The 18,159-nt window shown below is 72.1% G+C and carries 13 protein-coding genes and 3 tRNA genes; 6 read left to right on the top strand and 10 right to left on the bottom strand.

The features are described 5' to 3' along the window. Positions 1-169 precede the first annotated feature (169 nt). From ACZ404_RS07035 to ACZ404_RS07020, 4 genes are all read right to left on the bottom strand, one after another. On the bottom strand, positions 170-637 hold the full coding sequence (locus ACZ404_RS07035) for a hypothetical protein (RefSeq protein ID WP_468436693.1): 468 nt from the start codon (positions 635-637) through the stop codon (positions 170-172). Between the two features lie 335 nt (positions 638-972). Further along, positions 973-1,049: transfer RNA gene (locus ACZ404_RS07030), tRNA-Ile, on the bottom strand. A 175-nt stretch (positions 1,050-1,224) separates the two neighbouring features. After that, positions 1,225-1,297: transfer RNA gene (locus ACZ404_RS07025), tRNA-Asn, on the bottom strand. Positions 1,298-1,303: 6 nt separating this feature from the next. After that, a tRNA-Asn gene (locus ACZ404_RS07020) sits at positions 1,304-1,376 on the bottom strand. A 159-nt stretch (positions 1,377-1,535) separates the two neighbouring features. Between ACZ404_RS07020 and ACZ404_RS07015 the strand changes: the two genes are divergently transcribed. The 4 genes from ACZ404_RS07015 to ACZ404_RS07000 all read left to right on the top strand — a co-directional run bounded on the left by ACZ404_RS07015 (position 1,536) and on the right by ACZ404_RS07000 (position 7,203). Then, on the top strand, positions 1,536-1,841 hold the full coding sequence (locus tag ACZ404_RS07015) for a YtxH domain-containing protein (protein WP_468436691.1): 306 nt from the start codon (positions 1,536-1,538) through the stop codon (positions 1,839-1,841). A gap of 104 nt (positions 1,842-1,945) precedes the next feature. Then, positions 1,946-3,400, top strand: a complete 1,455-nt coding sequence (locus ACZ404_RS07010; protein ID WP_468436689.1) for a xylulokinase — start codon at positions 1,946-1,948, stop codon at positions 3,398-3,400. A gap of 141 nt (positions 3,401-3,541) precedes the next feature. After that, the gene (locus ACZ404_RS07005) at positions 3,542-5,275 is read left to right on the top strand and encodes an ABC transporter ATP-binding protein (RefSeq protein ID WP_468436687.1); all 1,734 of its coding nucleotides are present in this window, start codon (positions 3,542-3,544) and stop codon (positions 5,273-5,275) included. Next, positions 5,275-7,203, top strand: a complete 1,929-nt coding sequence (locus ACZ404_RS07000) for an ABC transporter ATP-binding protein (RefSeq protein ID WP_468436685.1) — start codon at positions 5,275-5,277, stop codon at positions 7,201-7,203. Before ACZ404_RS07005 ends, ACZ404_RS07000 begins: the two co-directional genes overlap by 1 nt. Before the next feature lie 38 nt (positions 7,204-7,241). On the opposite strand, the gene ACZ404_RS06995 is transcribed toward ACZ404_RS07000, so the two are convergent. The 5 genes from ACZ404_RS06995 to ACZ404_RS06975 all read right to left on the bottom strand — a co-directional run bounded on the left by ACZ404_RS06995 (position 7,242) and on the right by ACZ404_RS06975 (position 14,503). Then, positions 7,242-8,501, bottom strand: a complete 1,260-nt coding sequence (locus ACZ404_RS06995; protein ID WP_468436683.1) for an RNA polymerase sigma factor — start codon at positions 8,499-8,501, stop codon at positions 7,242-7,244. A gap of 369 nt (positions 8,502-8,870) precedes the next feature. Further along, positions 8,871-10,787 (bottom strand): DNA primase, encoded by a 1,917-nt coding sequence (gene dnaG / locus ACZ404_RS06990; protein ID WP_468436681.1) that lies wholly within the window; start codon positions 10,785-10,787, stop codon positions 8,871-8,873. Positions 10,788-10,834: 47 nt separating this feature from the next. Beyond that, on the bottom strand, positions 10,835-12,100 hold the full coding sequence (locus tag ACZ404_RS06985) for an NAD(P)/FAD-dependent oxidoreductase (RefSeq protein ID WP_468436679.1): 1,266 nt from the start codon (positions 12,098-12,100) through the stop codon (positions 10,835-10,837). Between the two features lie 104 nt (positions 12,101-12,204). After that, positions 12,205-13,494: a deoxyguanosinetriphosphate triphosphohydrolase gene (locus ACZ404_RS06980; RefSeq protein WP_468436677.1), complete on the bottom strand. Its 1,290-nt coding sequence runs from the start codon at positions 13,492-13,494 to the stop codon at positions 12,205-12,207. 148 nt (positions 13,495-13,642) lie between these two features. Further along, a complete protein-coding gene (locus ACZ404_RS06975) occupies positions 13,643-14,503 on the bottom strand; it encodes a sirohydrochlorin chelatase (RefSeq protein ID WP_468436675.1) in 861 nt (286 codons plus the stop codon). Between the two features lie 170 nt (positions 14,504-14,673). Here ACZ404_RS06975 and ACZ404_RS06970 point away from each other — a divergent pair, with 170 nt between their 5' ends. Together ACZ404_RS06970 and ACZ404_RS06965 are read left to right on the top strand one after the other, a co-directional pair. Further along, complete coding sequence (locus ACZ404_RS06970; protein WP_468436673.1) at positions 14,674-15,351, top strand: SanA/YdcF family protein; 678 nt, start codon at positions 14,674-14,676, stop codon at positions 15,349-15,351. 102 nt (positions 15,352-15,453) lie between these two features. Further along, positions 15,454-17,703: a molybdopterin oxidoreductase family protein gene (locus ACZ404_RS06965; RefSeq protein ID WP_468436671.1), complete on the top strand. Its 2,250-nt coding sequence runs from the start codon at positions 15,454-15,456 to the stop codon at positions 17,701-17,703. A gap of 14 nt (positions 17,704-17,717) precedes the next feature. On the opposite strand, the gene ACZ404_RS06960 is transcribed toward ACZ404_RS06965, so the two are convergent. Then, complete coding sequence (locus tag ACZ404_RS06960; protein WP_468436669.1) at positions 17,718-18,155, bottom strand: gamma-glutamylcyclotransferase family protein; 438 nt, start codon at positions 18,153-18,155, stop codon at positions 17,718-17,720. Positions 18,156-18,159: the final 4 nt, after the last annotated feature.

Genomic DNA, 18,159 nt, shown 5'->3' with positions numbered 1-18,159 from the left:
GGCGACGCCTCTGCGGCGGCTGCTTCTCGCCTACGACCCAGCAGGCCGTCCAGCACGTCGAGCACTACGGCTGGCTCGGCGCGAGGAAGATGGGCGGTGGAGCGCGCTCGTGATAACCACCACCGAGCCGTTGACCATGGTCGTACGGTTCGGCGCCTCCGCGCCGCCCCTATTCCGCGCTCCACACGCCGGGCCTGCCGGCCCACACCCGCACCTCCGGGCGGCTCAACCCCGAGTGGCCGGGCTGCTTCGGCTTCGCTCGCGGCACAGACACGATCCACGGCACGCTGCTGATCGAACCGGCGGAAGACTCCGCGACGCCGCCCGCCCCACAAGGCGACGGCGCGGTCACACCTCCTGCTGCCCGCCAGCGGGCCGTGTCGGCGGGCAGCAACGGACTGTGGCCGAGGGCGGCGCCGAGGACGCGCAGGCCCTGACCGCCCATGCGCTGTGCGGCGTCGTTGACGCCATGGCGGTGTTCGGCGTCGAGCAGGGCGGGGCCGTCTTCGGTCAGGATGTGGGTGCAGCGGTCCAGCACGACGTCGACGGCTCCCCTGACGTAGACGCGGACGCTGCCGCCGGCGTTGCTGTGGAAAGCGGCCGTGAAGCTGGCGGCCGGGTCGGGCCGTCTACCCACCACAGCCAGTCACGGCGAACGGCCCTGCGCTCCGCAGGTATGGAGCACCCCTGTCCACCGCCACCGACGCCTTCTGCTGACAGGATGGGCCTGACGCAGCCACTTCCGATTCCCTGCGTCCCATCAGCGTCCCGAATACCGCCCTCGCCCGCCGTTCAGACCGCCCGCTCCAGCCCGCGAGAGCAACCGCACGAGGCATAACCGCAGGTCAACGAAGGACCCAACTGCGGATTACGGCATCGCCGCTGAACTCGCGAGCAGCGGATTCAGTCCGTCGGGCCAAAGTTCTGAATCCGCGCCCCCGATGAGACGTTTTTGCAGGTCAGAGACCTGCCTGGTGGGGCGGGTGGGACTCGAACCCACGGCCGACGGATTATGAGTCCGCTGCTCTAACCGGCTGAGCTACCGCCCCATAGCGGCGTGTCGCGTACATGTGTACGCGCCGTGTGCCGCAGCATAGCCGCTCATACGATCTCCTGCTTCGGATGGTCGGCTCTGCGCTGCTTCCTGACCTTGAGGACTTCGGTGTGGGTCCCCCGGTTCCCGCGGGCATGAAAAAGGACCCCGAAGGGTCCTCGTCCAGCGCGCTCCCCCGACTGGACTCGAACCAGTAACCTGCCGGTTAACAGCCGGCTGCTCTGCCAATTGAGCTACGGAGGACCGAAGCTCCCCCGACTGGACTCGAACCAGTAACCTGCCGGTTAACAGCCGGCTGCTCTGCCAATTGAGCTACGGAGGATCGCCTCGATTGCATCGAACGTACCTACCTGGGTATTCGCCAGGGGGCGGGCGCTCGCTGCGACACATACATTAGCGCAAGCAGGGGGGTGCTCCGCCAATCGGTACTCCCCGGCGCCGACGCCGCACCAGCAACCTACCCAAGGGAAGGGTGGCAGCCATGCGCTACCGGCTCACTTTCGTCGCCGGACTGGCCCTCGGTTACGTACTGGGGACAAGGGCCGGCCGGGAACGGTACGAGCAGCTGAAGAAGGCCGCGCGTACGCTCTCGGAGAACCCCGCGGTCCGCAACACCGCCGAGACGGCCGCCCACCAGGGCCGCCAGTACGCCGGGCGGGCCTTCCACACGGTCAGCGACAAGGTCGGCGACCGCGTCCCGGCCTCCGTGGCCCAGCGCGTCCGCTCCCTGCGCGACCGCAATCTCAACGGCACCCCCGAAGACGACTGGGGCACGAGCAACACCTAGCGGCCGGCCACGGCGAAAGCCGCACCAGGCACCCCGCGGGTGCTCCCACGGCGGGAAACCGCCCAGGGCCGAAGCCGGCGCGGTGATGCGGCAGAATTTCGGACATGGGGATAGTCGCCGGCTTGGACAGCTCACCCGATTTCACGCGCATCGTGGTGTGCGACGCGGACTCGGGTGCCGTACTGCGTCAGGGGTACGCCCCGCATCCGGTCGAGGCGCCGGAGGGCAGCGGGCGGCCCAGTGACGTGGACCCGCAGGCCTGGCTGCTGTCCCTCGGCGAGGCCGCGGGGGGCGGGCTGCTCGAGGGGGTGCAGGCCATCGGTGTCTCCGCGCAGCAGAACGCGCTGATCCCGCTGGACGCGCAGGGCGGCACCGTGCGCCCGGCGATGGTCGGCGGGGACAAGCGGGCGCAGGTCGCGGCGGCCGACCTCGTCGATGCGCTCGGCGGCCGGGAGGCCTGGGCGCAGGCCGTGGGCTGCGTGCCGCAGGCCGCCCAGCCGGTGACCAAGCTGCGCTGGCTCGCGAAGAGCGAACCCGAGAACGCCCGCAGGACGGCCGTCCTGCTGCAGGCCCACGACTGGCTGGTGTGGCAGCTGCTCGGGCGGCCGATCCGCCGGACCACCGACCGGGGCGGGGCCTCGGGCACCGGGTACTGGTCCGCGGCCACCGGCGCCTACCGGCCCGACCTGGTCGAGCTGGCGCTCGGGCACCAGGCGATGCTCCCCGAGGTGATCGGCCCGTCGGACGCGGCCGGTACGACGCCGGAGGGACTGCTGATCTCGGCGGGCACCGGGGAGACGATGGCCGCCGCCTTCGGGCTCGGGATCGGGCTGGGCGACGCGGTCGTCTCGCTCGGCGCCTCGGGCTCGGTGATGGCCGTGCACCCGGAGGCGCTCGCCGACCAGTCCGGGATGATCACCTCCCTCGCCGACGCCACCGGCATGCACCTGCCGGTCGTGACGACCCTGAACGCGGTGCGCACCCTGCGCGGCACCGCCGAGCTGCTCGGGGTGCCCGACCTGGAGGGCCTGTCCGACCTGGCGATGAAGTCGACGCCGGGGGCGCACGGGTTGGTGCTGCTGCCCTATCTGGAGGGTGAGCGCACCCCGCATCTGCCGCACACCGCGGGGACGCTGGCCGGGCTGCGGCGCGAGTCGATGCGCCCGGAGCATCTGGCGCGGGCCGCGTTCGAGGGCATGCTGTGCGGGCTCGCCGACGCGCTGGACGTGCTGCGCGGGCGGGGCGTGGAGGTGCGGCGGATCTTCCTGCTCGGCGCGGCGGCCGAGCTGCCCGCCGTGCAGGCGGCGGCGCCGTCGCTGTTCGGCGCGCAGGTCGTCGTACCGCAGCCCGCGGACTACGCGGCGATCGGTGCGGCCCGGCAGGCCGCCTGGGCGCTGGGCGCGTCGCAGGGCACGCTCGACCCGCGCACCCCGCCGGCCTGGCAGGGCGCGGCCGCGCAGATCCTGGAGCCGGGTGACGAACTGGCGGTGGGTCAGGCCGTGCGGCAGCAGTTCGTGTCGGTACGGGAGCAGACGCACCCGGGGGCATTCCGCCCGTAACACCCCTTACACGGCGAAACCCTCGAGTCGTCGGGACGGCACTGTTGGGTTAATCGGTTGAGGTAACGCGGGTGGAGTGTCCGACGATAGGGGCCAAGGGCGCACCGACCAGCCCCCGTCGCCGACTCCGAGAGACACAGCGTGCTCATACGACTTCTCCGCACTCACCTCAGTCCCTACAAGAAACCCATCGCCGTCCTGGTGCTGCTGCAGTTCCTGCAGACCTGCGCCACCCTCTACCTGCCCACGCTGAACGCCCACATCATCGACAACGGTGTCGTGAAGGGGGACACGGGCTACATCCTGTCCTTCGGCGGCCTGATGATCGGCATCTCGCTGGCGCAGGTCGTCTGCAACATCGGTGCCGTGTACTACGGCGCCCGCACCGCCTCCGCGCTCGGCCGGGACGTGCGCGGCGCGGTCTTCGACCGGGTGCAGTCCTTCTCCGCACGCGAGCTGGGCCACTTCGGGGCACCCTCGCTCATCACCCGTACGACGAACGACGTACAGCAGGTCCAGATGCTGGCCCTGATGACGTTCACCCTGATGGTCTCGGCGCCCATCATGTGCGTCGGCGGAATCGTGCTGGCGCTCGGGCTGGACGTGCCGCTGTCGGGTGTCCTCGTCGCCGTCGTCCCCGTGCTCGGCATCTCCGTGACGCTGATCGTGCGTCGGCTGCGGCCGCTGTTCCGGTCCATGCAGGTCCGCCTGGACACGGTGAACCGGGTGCTGCGCGAGCAGATCACCGGCAACCGGGTGATCCGCGCCTTCGTCCGCGACGAGTACGAGCAGGGCCGGTTCGGGAAGGCCAACCGGGAGCTGACCGACATGCAGCTGGCCACCGGCCGGATGCTGGCGCTGATGTTCCCGATCGTCATGACGGTGGTGAACCTGTCGTCGATCGCCGTGGTGTGGTTCGGCGGGCACCGCATCGACAGCGGCGGCATGCAGATCGGTGACCTGACCGCGTTCCTCGCCTATCTCATGCAGATCGTGATGTCCGTGATGATGGCCACCTTCATGTTCATGATGGTGCCGCGCGCGGAGGTGTGTGCGGAGCGCATCCAGGAGGTCCTGGAGACCGACTCCAGCGTGGTGCCGCCGCTCGCGCCGGTCACCGAGCTGCGCCGGCACGGGCATCTGGAGATCCGGGGCGCGGGCTTCCGCTATCCGGGTGCCGAGGAGCCGGTGCTGAAGGCCATCGACCTGGTGGCCCGGCCGGGTGAGACGACCGCCGTGATCGGCTCCACCGGCAGCGGCAAGTCGACGCTGCTGGGCCTGGTGCCCCGGCTGTTCGACGCCACCGAGGGCGAGGTCCTCGTGGACGGCGTGGACGTGCGGGAGGTCGAGCCGAAACTGCTGGCGAAGACGGTGGGGCTCGTGCCGCAGAAGCCGTACCTGTTCGCGGGGACGGTCGCGAGCAACCTGCGCTACGGCAATCCGGACGCCACCGACGAGGAACTCTGGCACGCGCTGGAGGTGGCGCAGGCCAAGGACTTCGTCAGCGAGCTGGACGGCGGGCTGAACGCGGCGATCGCGCAGGGAGGCACCAACGTCTCCGGTGGCCAGCGCCAGCGCCTCGCCATCGCCCGCACCCTGGTGCAGCGTCCGGAGATCTACCTCTTCGACGACTCCTTCTCCGCGCTGGACTACGCGACGGACGCGGCGCTGCGCGCGGCGCTCGGCCAGGAGACCGCCGAGGCGACCGTCGTCATCGTCGCCCAGCGGGTGGCGACCATCCGGGACGCGGACCGGATCGTCGTGCTGGACGAGGGCCGGGTGGTCGGCACGGGCCGGCACCACGAGCTGATGGCGGGCAATGAGACGTACCGGGAGATCGTGCTCTCCCAGCTCACGGAAGCGGAGGCTGCCTGATGGCCGGGCCCATGGGACGCATGATGGCCGGCGGCGGCCCCGACCAGCGCTCGATGGACTTCAAGGGATCGGGCAAACGGCTCGTCGCCCAGTTCAGGCCCGAACGGGTCACCATCTACGGCCTGCTGCTGTGCGTGGTCGTCAGCGTGACCCTGAACGTGATCGGCCCGAAGATCCTCGGCCGGGCCACCGACCTGGTGTTCGCCGGCATCATCGGCCGGCAGATGCCGTCCGGGGTCACCAAGGAGCAGGTCCTGGACCGGATGCGGGCCCAGGGCCGGGGCTCCGTCGCGGACATGCTCAAGGGGACCGACTTCACCCCCGGCAAGGGCATCGACTTCGGCGCCGTCGGCCATGTGCTGCTGCTGGCGCTCGGCACCTTCCTGGTGGCCGGTCTGCTCATGGCGGTCGCCACCCGGCTGGTCAACCGGGCCGTGAACCGCACGATGTACCGGCTGCGGGAGGCCGTCCAGGGCAAGCTGTCGCGGTTGCCGCTGTCGTACTTCGACCGGCGTCAGCGCGGCGAGGTGCTCTCCCGGGCCACCAACGACATCGACAACATCGGGCAGACGCTGCAGCAGTCGATGGGCCAGCTGATCAACTCGGTGCTGACCATCATCGGCGTGCTCGCCATGATGTTCTACGTCTCCTGGATCCTGGCGCTCGTCGCCCTGGTCACCGTCCCGCTGTCGTTCGTGGTCGCCACCCGGGTCGGCAAGCGGTCGCAGCCGCACTTCGTGCAGCAGTGGCGCTCCACCGGCATGCTGAACGCGCACGTCGAGGAGATGTACACCGGGCACACCCTGGTGAAGGTGTTCGGCCGGCAGGAGGAGTCGGCGAGGCAGTTCGCCGAGCAGAACGAGGCGCTGTACCAGGCCGGGTTCAAGGCACAGTTCAACAGCGGTGTGATGCAGCCGCTGATGATGTTCGTGTCGAACCTGAACTACGTGCTGGTGGCGGTCGTCGGCGGCCTCAGGGTCGCGTCCGGCGCGCTGTCCATCGGTGATGTGCAGGCCTTCATCCAGTACTCGCGGCAGTTCTCGATGCCGCTGACCCAGGTCGCGTCGATGGCGAACCTGGTGCAGTCCGGTGTCGCCTCGGCCGAGCGGATCTTCGAACTCCTGGACGCGGAGGAGCAGGAGGCGGATCCGGTGCCGGGCGAGCGGCCCGAGGAGCTGCGGGGTCGGGTGCGGCTGGAGCACGTGTCGTTCCGGTACGACCCGGAGAAGCCGCTGATCGAGGACCTGTCGCTGACGGTGGAGCCCGGGCAGACCGTGGCCATCGTGGGCCCGACCGGCGCGGGCAAGACCACGCTGGTCAACCTGCTGATGCGGTTCTACGACGTGTCCGGCGGGCGCATCACCCTCGACGGCGTGGACATCAGGAAGATGTCCCGGGACGAACTGCGCTCCGGGATCGGCATGGTGCTGCAGGACACCTGGCTGTTCGGCGGCACCATCGCGGACAACATCGCCTACGGGGCCTCGCGCGACGTGACGAGGGGCGAGATCGAGGAGGCGGCGCGGGCCGCCCACGCGGACCGGTTCATCCGCACCCTGCCGGACGGCTACGACACCGTGATCGACGACGAGGGCTCGGGGGTCAGCGCCGGTGAGAAGCAGCTCATCACCATCGCGCGGGCGTTCCTGTCCGACCCGGTGATCCTGGTCCTGGACGAGGCGACCAGCTCGGTCGACACCCGTACCGAGGTGCTGATCCAGAAGGCGATGGCCAAACTGGCTACCGGGCGGACCTCGTTCGTCATCGCGCACCGGCTGTCGACGATCCGGGACGCGGACACGATCCTGGTGATGGAGAACGGGTCCATCGTCGAACAGGGCGCGCACGCGGAGCTGCTGGCGGCCGACGGGGCGTACGCGCGGCTCTACAAGGCCCAGTTCGCGCAGGCGGTGGCCGAGGTCGACTGATGGCCGGAAGGGGGCGCTCACCCGGGTGGGCGCCCCTTTCAGTCGAGGTAGCCGCGCAGCTGGTCGGCGAAGGCGTGGTCGCGGAGCTTGTTGAGGGTCTTGGACTCGATCTGCCGTATCCGCTCCCGGGTCACCCCGAACAGGCGGCCGATCTCCTCCAGGGTGCGGGGGCGGCCGTCCATCAGGCCGTAGCGGAGCTGGACGACCTTCCGCTCGCGCTCGCCGAGGGTGGAGAGCACGGCCTCCAGGTGTTCGCGCAGCAGCAGGAAGGCGGCCGACTCGACGGGGCTCGCGGCGTCGCCGTCCTCGATGAGGTCGCCGAGGGCCACGTCCTCCTCCTCGCCGACCGGGGCGTGCAGGGACACCGGTTCCTGGGCGAGCCGCAGCACCTCGGAGACGCGCTCGGGCGGCAGTTCGAGGTGGGCGGCGACCTCGTCCGCGGTCGGCTCGTAGCCGCGCTCCTGGAGCATGCGGCGCTGGACCCGGACGACCCGGTTGATCAGCTCCACAACATGCACGGGGACGCGGATGGTGCGGGCCTGGTCGGCGAGCGCCCGGGACATGGCCTGCCGGATCCACCAGGTCGCGTAGGTCGAGAACTTGTAGCCGCGCGCGTAGTCGAACTTCTCGACCGCCCGGATCAGCCCGAGGTTGCCCTCCTGCACGAGGTCGAGCATGGTCAGCCCGCGCCCGACGTACCGCTTCGCCACGGACACCACGAGCCGCAGGTTGGCCTCGATGAGGCGGCGCTTGGCCATCCGGCCCATCACGACGAGCCGGTCCAGGTCGAGGGCCAACTCGCTGTCCAGGTCGGGGGTGTTGCTCAGCTTCTCCTCGGCGAACAGCCCGGCCTCGACACGGCGGGCGAGGTCGACCTCCTCGGCGGCGGTGAGCAGCGGGATGCGGCCGATCTCGCGCAGGTACTGCCGGAACAGGTCCGAGGAGGGGTTACCGGTCTCCGCCCGAACGGCGACCGGCGCCCCGAGGGGCTCGTCGGGTTCCTCGGTCAGCGCCTCGGCGGACGGCTCGCCCGGTTCCGGGGCCGTGTCCGGGTGGTGCGGGGCGCGGCCCTGCGGCGGTACGGCCACGAGGACGTCCGTCTCCGCGTCCGGCTCGCCGGCGGTGGTGCCGGCAGTGCTGGTGCTGCTGTCGGTCTGGATGAGGGTCTGGGTCTGCACGGGGGCGACCTCCAGGATGATCGCTGCTGAGGGGAGTGCGGCAGCGGTACTTCGGGAGCGGAGAGTCGACGTCCTGCGCTCCGAGGGATCGGGCACCGCCCCCAGTGTGGGGTAAGACACATCTCCGCCACGAGGGGCGTGCGGTGACTTTTTGCGTCCGGTCCGTGACCGCGCAGTTACTCAGCTCGTTGGACTATGCGATGGGCAACTGCGACCACTGCGCTGCGTCGACTTGGGGGGGGGGAAGGACGGCATGAGCGAGACGGAAGTGCAGCGGCGTGCGGATGTGCAGCTGATGCAGGCTCTGCGCACGACGCAGATCGAGCACGGCAGGACGCTGGAGGCGCACACCAAGACGCTGGAGGAACGCAGCAAGCTGCTCGGAGCCCTCGTGTCCGGTCAGGTGGCGATGATGGAGCAGCTGCAGGCGATCACCGACCACCTCGGCATCACGCCCCCCGAGCAGCCCCAGGAAGAGGACCAGCCTCCTCAGAGCGCCTCCGCCCCCCGCTCCCGCAGGGCCTGGTCGTACTGCTGGAGGATCCACATCTCGTTCTGCACGGCGGCCAGTTGGGCCGGGTCGCCGCCGGTGGAGAGGCGGGTCATCTGGGACTGGATGTCGCGGATGCGGCGCTCGACCGCGCGTCGGCGGATCTGGACCAGGACCGTGCCCGCGTAGGTCTCGTCCACGGTGCGGCGCAGGATCGGCTCGACGGCCAGCTCCGTGACCATCGCGCGGACGGTGTCGTCCGGCGCGGCCTCGCGGACCCGGACCAGATACTCCTGCGGGTCCGGCACCCCGTACTCGGCACCGCCCGCCTCCGCGATCGCCCGGCGTACGGCGGCATAGGGCGGGGCGGTGAACTCGTCCACGCCGTACGCGTCGAAGGCCGGCGAGACCAGTTCGGGGCGCTGGAGGGCGAGTTTGAGCAGTTCGCGTTCGGCGGCGTGGACAGGGTTGCGCAGGGTGAGGGCCGGGCCGGACGGTCCGGCGGGGCCGGGGCCGGACTCCCACTGCTGCTGGGCGGCGCGGGGCCGCTGCTGCGCGCCGCTCTCACCCCGGCCGCCGCGCTCGCGGGCCCAGCGGGCGAGCTGGGCGACCCGCCTGACCACGAACTGGGTGTCCAGGATGCCGAGCATGCCGGCCAGCTCGACGGCCACCTCGTGCTGGGCGCCGCTGTTCTTGATGCGGGCGACGATCGGCGCCGCCTCGTCCAGCGCGGCGGCGCGGCCGGCCGGGGTGTCCAGGTCGTAGCGGCCGACGACCTGGCGGAGCGCGAACTCGAACAGCGGGGTACGGGGTTCGACCAGGTCGGCGACCGCCTCGTCGCCCTTGGCCAGACGCAGCTCGCAGGGGTCCATGCCGTCGGGCGCGATGGCGATGTACGTCTCGGCGGCGAACTTCTGGTCGTCCTCGAAGGCGCGCAGGGCCGCCTTCTGCCCGGCCGCGTCACCGTCGAAGGTGAAGATCACCCGGGCCGAGCCGTTGTCCATCAGCAGCCGGCGCAGGATCTTGATGTGGTCCCCGCCGAAGGCGGTGCCGCAGGTGGCGATGGCCGTCGTCACCCCGGCCAGGTGGCAGGCCATGACGTCGGTGTAGCCCTCGACCACGACGGCCCGGCTGCTCTTGGCGATGTGCTGCTTGGCCAGGTCGATGCCGTACAGCACCTGGCCCTTCTTGTAGATCGCCGTCTCGGGGGTGTTCAGGTACTTCGGTCCGTTGTCCGCCTCGTACAGCTTGCGGGCGCCGAAGCCGACGACCTCGCCGCCGATGTCCCGGATGGGCCACATCAGCCGCCCCCGGAACCGGTCGATGGGACCCCGGCGGCCCTCCTGGGCGAGGCCGGACAGCAGCAGCTCCTTGTCGCTGAAGCCCTTGCCGCGCAGATAGCGGGTGAGGTGGTCCCAGCCCTGGGGGCTGTAGCCGACCCCGAAGTGCTCGGCGGCGGCCTGGTCGAAGCCGCGCTCGGCGAGGAAGATCCGGCCGGTCTCGGCCTCGGGACCGGTGGCGAGCTGCTCGGCGTACCACTGAGCGGCGATCTTGTGCGCCTCGACCAGGCGGATGCGCTCGCCGCGCTGGTGAGCAGGGTTGTACCCGCCCTCCTCGTAGCGCAGCGTGATGCCGGCCTGGGCGGCGAGGCGCTCGACCGCCTCCGAGAAGGAGAGGTGGTCGATCTTCATCACGAACGTGATGGTGTCGCCGCCCTCCTGGCAGCCGAAGCAGTGGAAGAGTCCCTTGCTCGGGCTGACCTGGAAGGACGGTGACTTCTCGTCGTGGAAGGGGCACAGTCCCTTGAGGTTGCCGCCACCGGCATTGCGCAGCTGGAGGTACTCGGAGACCACGGCGTCGATCGGGACCGCGTCCCGCACCGCCTTCACGTCCTCGTCGTTGATCCGTCCAGCCACGCGTGAATTCTACGGGGGCGGTGTGACAGTCCCGGTGCCCGGACGGATCAGGAGCCGAGGCTGTCGAGGGGTACGTGCGGGTCGGCGAGGGCCTCGGTGTTCACCCTGGCGCGGGAACGGATGAGGTGCTGGATGGGCTCTGTGACGTCCCACACGTTCACGTTCATCCCGGCGAGCACCCGCCCCTCCCGCACCCAGAACGCGATGAACTCCCGCTTCCCCGCGTCCCCCCGGATCACCACCTCGTCGTACGACCCCGGTGGCGCCCACCCGCTGTACTCCATGCCCAGGTCGTACTGGTCGGTGAAGAAGTACGGCACGCGGTCGTAGGCGACCTCCTGGCCGAGCATGGCGCGGGCGGCCGCCGGGCCGCCGTTGAGCGCGTTGGCCCAGTGCTCGACGCGCAGCCGGGTGTCGAACAGGGCGTGCGGGAAGGCGGCGACGTCACCGGCCGCGTAGATGTCCGGGTCGGACGTGCGCAACTGGGCGTCCACGACGACACCGCCGCCGTGCGCCCGGTCGGCCAGCTCCAGCCCGGCCGCCTCCGCGAGGGCGGTCCTCGGGGCGGCGCCGATCGCGGCGAGGACGTCGTGGGCCGGGTGCTCCTCGCCGTCGTCGGTGCGGGCCGCGAGGACCATGCCGTCCTGGCCGACGATCTCGGTGAGCCGCACGCCGAAGCGGAAGCGGACCCCGTGCGCGCGGTGCAGCTCGGCGAAGACGTTGCCCAGCTCGGGGCCGAGGGCGCCGTGCAGCGGGGTCGGGTCCGGCTCGATCACCGTGACCTCCGCGCCGTACTCGCGGGCCGCCGCCGCGACCTCCAGGCCGATCCAGCCGGCGCCCGCGATCACGATGTGCCCGTTGTCCCGGCCGAGGGAGGTCAGCACCCCCTTGAGCCGCTCGGCGTGGGCCAGGCGGCGCAGGTGGTGGACGCCGGCCAGGTCGGTGCCGGGGATGTCGAGGCGGCGGGGCTCGGCACCGGTGGCCAGCAGGAGCTTGTCGTAGTGGACGAGGGTGCCGTCGTCGCCGAAGCGCACGGTCTTCGCGGCGCGGTCGATCCGGTCGACGGTCTGACCGAGGTGCAGCTCGACGTCGTTCTGCGCGTACCAGGCCGGCTCGTGCACGAAGACGCTGTCGCGCTCCTCCTTGCCGAGGAGGTAGCCCTTGGACAGCGGCGGCCGCTCGTACGGGTGGTCGCGCTCGTCGCAGATCAGTATCACCCGGCCGGTGAACCCCTCCGTACGGAGCGTCTCGGCCGCCTTCGCGCCCGCGAGACCGCCTCCGACGATGACGAATGTCTGATCCGCGTCGACCACTTGTTGCCTCCTCGTCAGGGTGCCGCCACATGCGAGCGTCCCGCACGCGGCGTGGTGCGGGAAGAGGGAGTGACCCGATCAGGCCACTCGAAGTCACGTTCCTTTCACATATGCCCGGTCAGTCTCGCGTGCAGGGAGCGGGCGGAGGCGTCGGTCAGCGAGGCGATCTGGTCGACGATCACCCGCTTGCGGGCGTGGTCGTCGGGCGCCTGCGCGAAGAGGGAGCGGAACTGCGGGTCGAGGCCGTCCGGCGCGCGGGCGGTGAGCGCCTCCGCCAGCTCGGCCACGACCACCCGCTGGTCGGCGCGCAGCCGCTCCTGCTCGGCCCGCTGCATCACATACCGGTCGGCGACCGCCTTGAGCACCGCGCACTCCATGCGGGTCTCCCGCGGTACGACGAGTTCGGCGCCGTAGCGGGTGAGCCGGCCGCCGCCGTACGCCGCGCGCGTGGCGCCCTCGGCGGCCAGGCAGAAGCGGCCGATGAGCTGGCTGGTGGCGTCCTTCAGCCGGGCCTGGGCGACCGCCGTGCCGTCGTACCCGTGCGGCCACCACTCCTGCTCCTGGAGACGGTCCAGGGCGGCCGCGAGTTCCGCCGGGTCGGTGTCGTCGGGGACGTACCGGCCGACGGCGACCTCGAACACCGCCTGCCGCTCGGGCTCGGCGCGCAGGCTGCCGGGGTCGATGTGCCCGGCGTGCAGGCCGTCCTCGACGTCGTGCACCGAGTACGCCACGTCGTCCGACCAGTCCATGACCTGGGCCTCGAAGCAGGTGCGGGTGCCGGGGGCGAACTCGCGGACCCAGTCGAACACCGGGCGGTCGTCCTCGTACACGCCGAACTTCGGGGACTTCGGGTCGGTGGGGTGGGCGCCGCGCGGCCAGGGGTACTTGGTGGCGGCGTCGAGCGCGGCACGCGTGAGGTTCAGGCCGACCGAGCCCTCCGGGGTGAAGCGCTTGGGCTCGATACGGGTGAGGAGCCGGAGGGACTGGGCGTTGCCCTCGAAGCCGCCGCAGTCGTCCGCGAACTCGTTCAGCGCCTGTTCGCCGTTGTGGCCGAACGGGGGGTGGCCGAGGTCGTGCGAGAGGCAGGCCGCCTCCACCAGGTCGGGGTCACAGCCGAGGGCCGCGCCCAGCTCCCGGCCGACCTGCGCGCACTCCAGGGAGTGGGTCAGCCGGGTGCGGGGACTGGCGTCCCAGGCCTGGTTGCTCGTGCCCGGGGTGACCACCTGGGTCTTGCCGGCCAGGCGTCGCAGCGCCGCCGAGTGCAGGATGCGGGCGCGGTCGCGCTGGAAGGCGGTGCGGCCTGGGCGCTTGTCGGGCTCCGGGGCCCAGCGGGCGACTGACGTCGGGTCGTAGGCGGTCGGGGATGCGGTGCGCGTACCTGCGGTGCCTTCCATGATTCGACAGTACGGGTCGGCTGTGACAATCGGGGGGTGCCGGGCGCCCAATCGTCTGCCGGGGTGTGTCGTGCAGCGGGTGCGGGTGCGTGGGGGCTGGTCGCGCAGGTGCCCCGCGCCCTTGACGGGGTGTGCGCCGCCCCTCGTCTCAAGCCGAGGCCAGGTTCGTTTCCGGCCGGGCCCGGGTCTGGTCGTAGCGGTGGAGGATCAGGTGGGCCATGGACTCGTGGGCGCCCAGAGGGGCGGAGGCGATCCAGGGGGCTTCGGCGGCGCACTGGGTGGCGAAGCGGCCCGGGGCCGTGAAGTAGGAGGCCATGGCCACGCGCGGGCGGCCGCGTGCCGCCAGGGCGCGGACCGCCGTGTCGACCGTCGGGGTCGCCGCCGAGGCGTAGGCCGGGACCACGGGGACGCCGAGGCGGGCGGCCAGGAGGCGGGCCGTGCGGCGGGTGTCGGTGGCCGAGTCGGGGTCGCGGGAGCCGGCCGCGGCGAGGACGACCGCACTCGCCCGGCGCGTGGCGGCGTCCGGTGCCGGGGGCCAGCCGGCCTCCAGCAGGCGGGCGTGCAGGGTCTCCACCAGGAGGGGGTGCGGGCCGAGCGGGGCGGCCACGCGCGCGCGTGCCGGTGCGGCGGCGGCCATCTCGGGGATGTCCTGCTTGACGTGGTAGCCCCGGCCGAGCAGGAGCGGGACGAGGACGGCGGCGGTGTCGCCGAGCGCCGCCAGGGTGTCCGGGAGCAGCGGCTCGTTCAGCTCGATGTGGCCCAGGTGGACGGGGAGCCCGGGGCGCAGTGCGCGTACCCGCTCCATGAGAGCCTTCACGGTCTCCAGCGCGCGCGGGTCGCGGCTGCCGTGGCCGACCAGGACGAGGGCGGGCGGGGCCGGGCGGCGGTGTCCGCCGGGCGAGACGAGCCGGAGCCGGCCGGCGACCTGGCTGCCGATGCTGTGCATGAGCTCGGCCGTGCTGTCCAGGCGGACGCGGGGCTCGTCGCGGGGAGGGTTCGACGCCGTCATGGAACGATCCTGGCGGGCGTTCGTTGCGCGCCCGTTGCGTGGCCGTCACGGGTATTTTCCGCGGCTTCACGTCGTACAGGTTTGCGATGTGAGGTGAACCGGACGGGTGTGACCCGCGTCCTCCATGGTCGGAGCGGATCGCTGGGGACCGCGAGTACTGGGGGGCCGTCATGAAGATCCGTCGACCGAGGTGGCCGCGCACCCGCGCGGGGCAGCGGCGGCTGGTGCAGGCCGTCATGGCCGCGTGCGTGCTGGCGCTGCTGCCCGTCACCTGGCTGTACGTGTCGACGGCGGACCGGCTGCGGACGACGGCGGACGCCCCGCGCACCGAGGTCGCCGTCGTGTTCGGGGCCGGCCTGTGGCAGGGGGAGCCGTCGCCGTATCTCGCGCACCGGCTGGACGCGGCGGCGAAGCTGTACCGGGCGGGGCGGATCAAGGTCGTGCTGGTCACCGGGGACAACAGCCGCAAGGACTACGACGAGCCGGACGCCATGCGCGCGTACCTGACCCGGCACGGGGTTCCGGACGGGCGGATCGTCACCGACTACGCCGGGTTCGACACCTGGGACTCGTGCGTGCGGGCCAAGAAGATCTTCGGCGTGGACCGGGCCGTGCTGATCAGCCAGGGCTTCCACATCCGGCGGGCGGTGGCGCTGTGCGAGGCGGCGGGCGTCGACGCGTACGGCATCGGGGTGGACGCCAAGCACGACGCGACCTGGTACTACGGCGGCACCCGCGAAGTGTTCGCGGCGGGCAAGGCGGCGCTGGACGCGGTGTTCCACCCGGATCCGCGGTTCCTCGGGCCGAAGGAGCCCGGGGTGGCACGGGCCCTCGCCGCCGGGCGGTGACCGGCGCCTCACGGCGGGCGGGCGGGCGCGGGGAGGTCGTCGTCCCGGCCGTGTAACCGGGAGCGGGCAGGGACGTAACACGCCCGATCCACGCTGGTCGGCATGGAGACCACCTCGACGCCCACCCACTGCCCGTACTGCGCCCTGCAGTGCGGGATGAACATCACGCCCCTGCCGCAGGGGGGCGTCGAGGTGACCGAACGGCCGGACTTCCCGGTGAACCGGGGCGCGCTGTGCGGCAAGGGCCGTACGGCGGCGCAGGTGCTCTCGCCCGCGGTACGGCTGACCACCCCTCTGGTGCGCTCCGGTGCCGGGCTGGTGCCCGCCTCCTGGGAGGAGGCGCTGGACCGGATCGCCGGGGCGATGGCCTCGGTCCGCGCGGAGCACGGCGCGGACGCGCTCGGGGTGTTCGGCGGGGGCGGGCTGACGAACGAGAAGGCGTACACGCTCGGCAAGTTCGCGCGCGTGGTGCTCGGCACCTCGCAGATCGACTACAACGGGCGGTTCTGCATGTCGTCGGCGGCCGCGGCCGGGACGAAGGCGTTCGGCCTGGACCGGGGGCTGCCGTTCCCGCTGGAGGACATACCGCGCTCGGGGTGCGTGATCCTGGTCGGATCGAACCTCGCCGAGACCATGCCGCCCAGCCTGCGCTTCTTCAGCGAGCTGCGGGAGAACGGCGGCACGCTGATCGTCGTCGACCCGCGCCGCACGAAGACGGCCGAGCAGGCCGATCTGCACCTGGCGCCCCGGCCGGGCACGGACCTCGCGCTCGCACTGGGCCTGCTGCACCTGGTGGTCGCCGAGGGCCGCACGGACGAGGAGTTCATCCGGGAGCGGACCTCCGGCTGGGAGGAGGCCCGCGCGGCGGCGATGGCGCACTGGCCGGAGTACGTGGAGCGGATCACGGGGGTGTCCGTTCCCGAGCTGCGGGAGGCGGTACGGCTGTTCTGCGAGCCGGAGTCGGCCATGGTGCTCACCGCGCGCGGTCCCGAGCAGCAGTCCAAGGGCACCGACACGGTCGGCGCGTGGATCAACCTGTGCCTGGCGACGGGCCGGGCCGGCCGGCCGCTGTCCGGCTACGGCTGCCTCACCGGGCAGGGCAACGGGCAGGGCGGGCGGGAACACGGCCAGAAGGCCGACCAGTTGCCCGGGTACCGCAAGCTGGACGACCCGGCGGCACGGCGGCACGTGGCCGAGGTGTGGGGCGTGGACCCGGACAGCCTGCCGGGGCCCGGGCGCAGCGCGTACGAACTCCTCGACGCGCTCGGCACGGACGTCCGGGCGCTGCTGCTGATGGGCTCCAACCCGGTGGTGTCGGCCCCGCGCGCGGCACACATCGAGGAGCGGCTGCGCTCGCTGGACTTCCTGGCGGTGGCGGACGTCGTCCTCTCGGAGACGGCGGAACTGGCGGACGTCGTCCTGCCGGTGACCCAGTGGGCCGAGGAGACGGGCACGACGACCAGCCTCGAGGGCCGCGTCCTGCTGCGCCGCCAGGCGATCGCTCCGCCGGCCGGGGTCCGCAGCGACCTGCACGTGCTGCACGAGCTGGCGGCCCGCCTGGGCGTGGAGAAGGGCTTCCCGACCGACCCCGAGGAGGTCTTCGAGGAACTCCGCCGCGCCAGCGCGGGCGGCCCCGCCGACTACTCGGGCATCACCTACCGCCGCCTGACCGAGGAGAACGGCGTCTTCTGGCCCTGCCCGGAGGCACAGGGGGCGGGCGGCACCACCGACGACGGCCGGGAGGCACCCACCGCCGACGACGGCCAAGGGGCGGGCGGCACCACCGACGAGGACGGCCAGGAGGCGGGCGCCGACGGCGGGGACGCCTCCCTCGGCCCCGCGGTGCAGGCCGACCTGGAGACTGCCAGGCGGACCGCCGGGCAGGGCGGCGTGCATCCCGGAACCCCCCGGCTCTTCCTCGAGCGGTTCGCCACCGGGGACGGCCGGGCCCGGTTCGTGGCCGTGACGCATCGGGCGGCCGCCGAGGAGCCGGATGCGGAGTATCCGCTGCTGCTGACGACCGGGCGGGTGGTGTCGCAGTACCAGTCGGGTGCGCAGACGCGGCGGGTGGCGGAGCTGAACGCGGCCGCGCCCGGCCCCTTCGTCGAACTGCACCCGCGGCTCGCGGCGCGGCTCGGCGCGGCCGAGGGCGACCGGGTCGCGGTGGTCTCCCGGCGCGGCCGGGCCGTGGCACCGGCCCGCATCACCACGGCGATCCGCCCGGACACCGTCTTTATGCCCTTCCACTGGCCGGGCGAGGGCCGCGCCAACACCCTCACCAACCCGGCGCTGGACCCCACCTCACGGATGCCGGAGTTCAAGACCTGCGCGGTACGGGTCGAAGTCCTCTGAGACCGCTCGGCTGATCAGCGGCGGGAGAGCCAGTCGCCGCCGCCGATGGGGGTACCGGTCGCGCGCAGCCGGGCGGCGACCGGCGGGGCGGCCAGGTAGACCCAGGCCCGCACGGCGGTGCCGTCGGCGCGTACCACGTCCCGGGCGACGCGCTCGTACAGGTTGCGGGGGTCGCCCGGGGTGTACTCCTCCAGCCGGTCCAGGTCGGCGAGCAGATCCTCGTACGCCTCCGGCAGCGCGCTCACGAGTTCTCCGCGCACCTCGCCGCGCGGCTCCTCGACGGCGTAGGGGTAGCCGGGCCCGTCGTAGAGCACGGCGCCGGGGAGGCGGCCGGGTTCACCGGAGCCGGTCCGTCCGCGCAGGAAGAGGTCGTGGTTCGGCTCGCCCGGGCGCAGGGTGCCGTAGACGAAAAAGGGGAGGCGCGGGGGCGTCGGGGGGTCCGGGGTGATCACGGAA

Source organism: Streptomyces sp. NPDC030798 (assembly GCF_055572275.1).
This window is presented reverse-complemented; position numbering and strand designations above follow the sequence as displayed.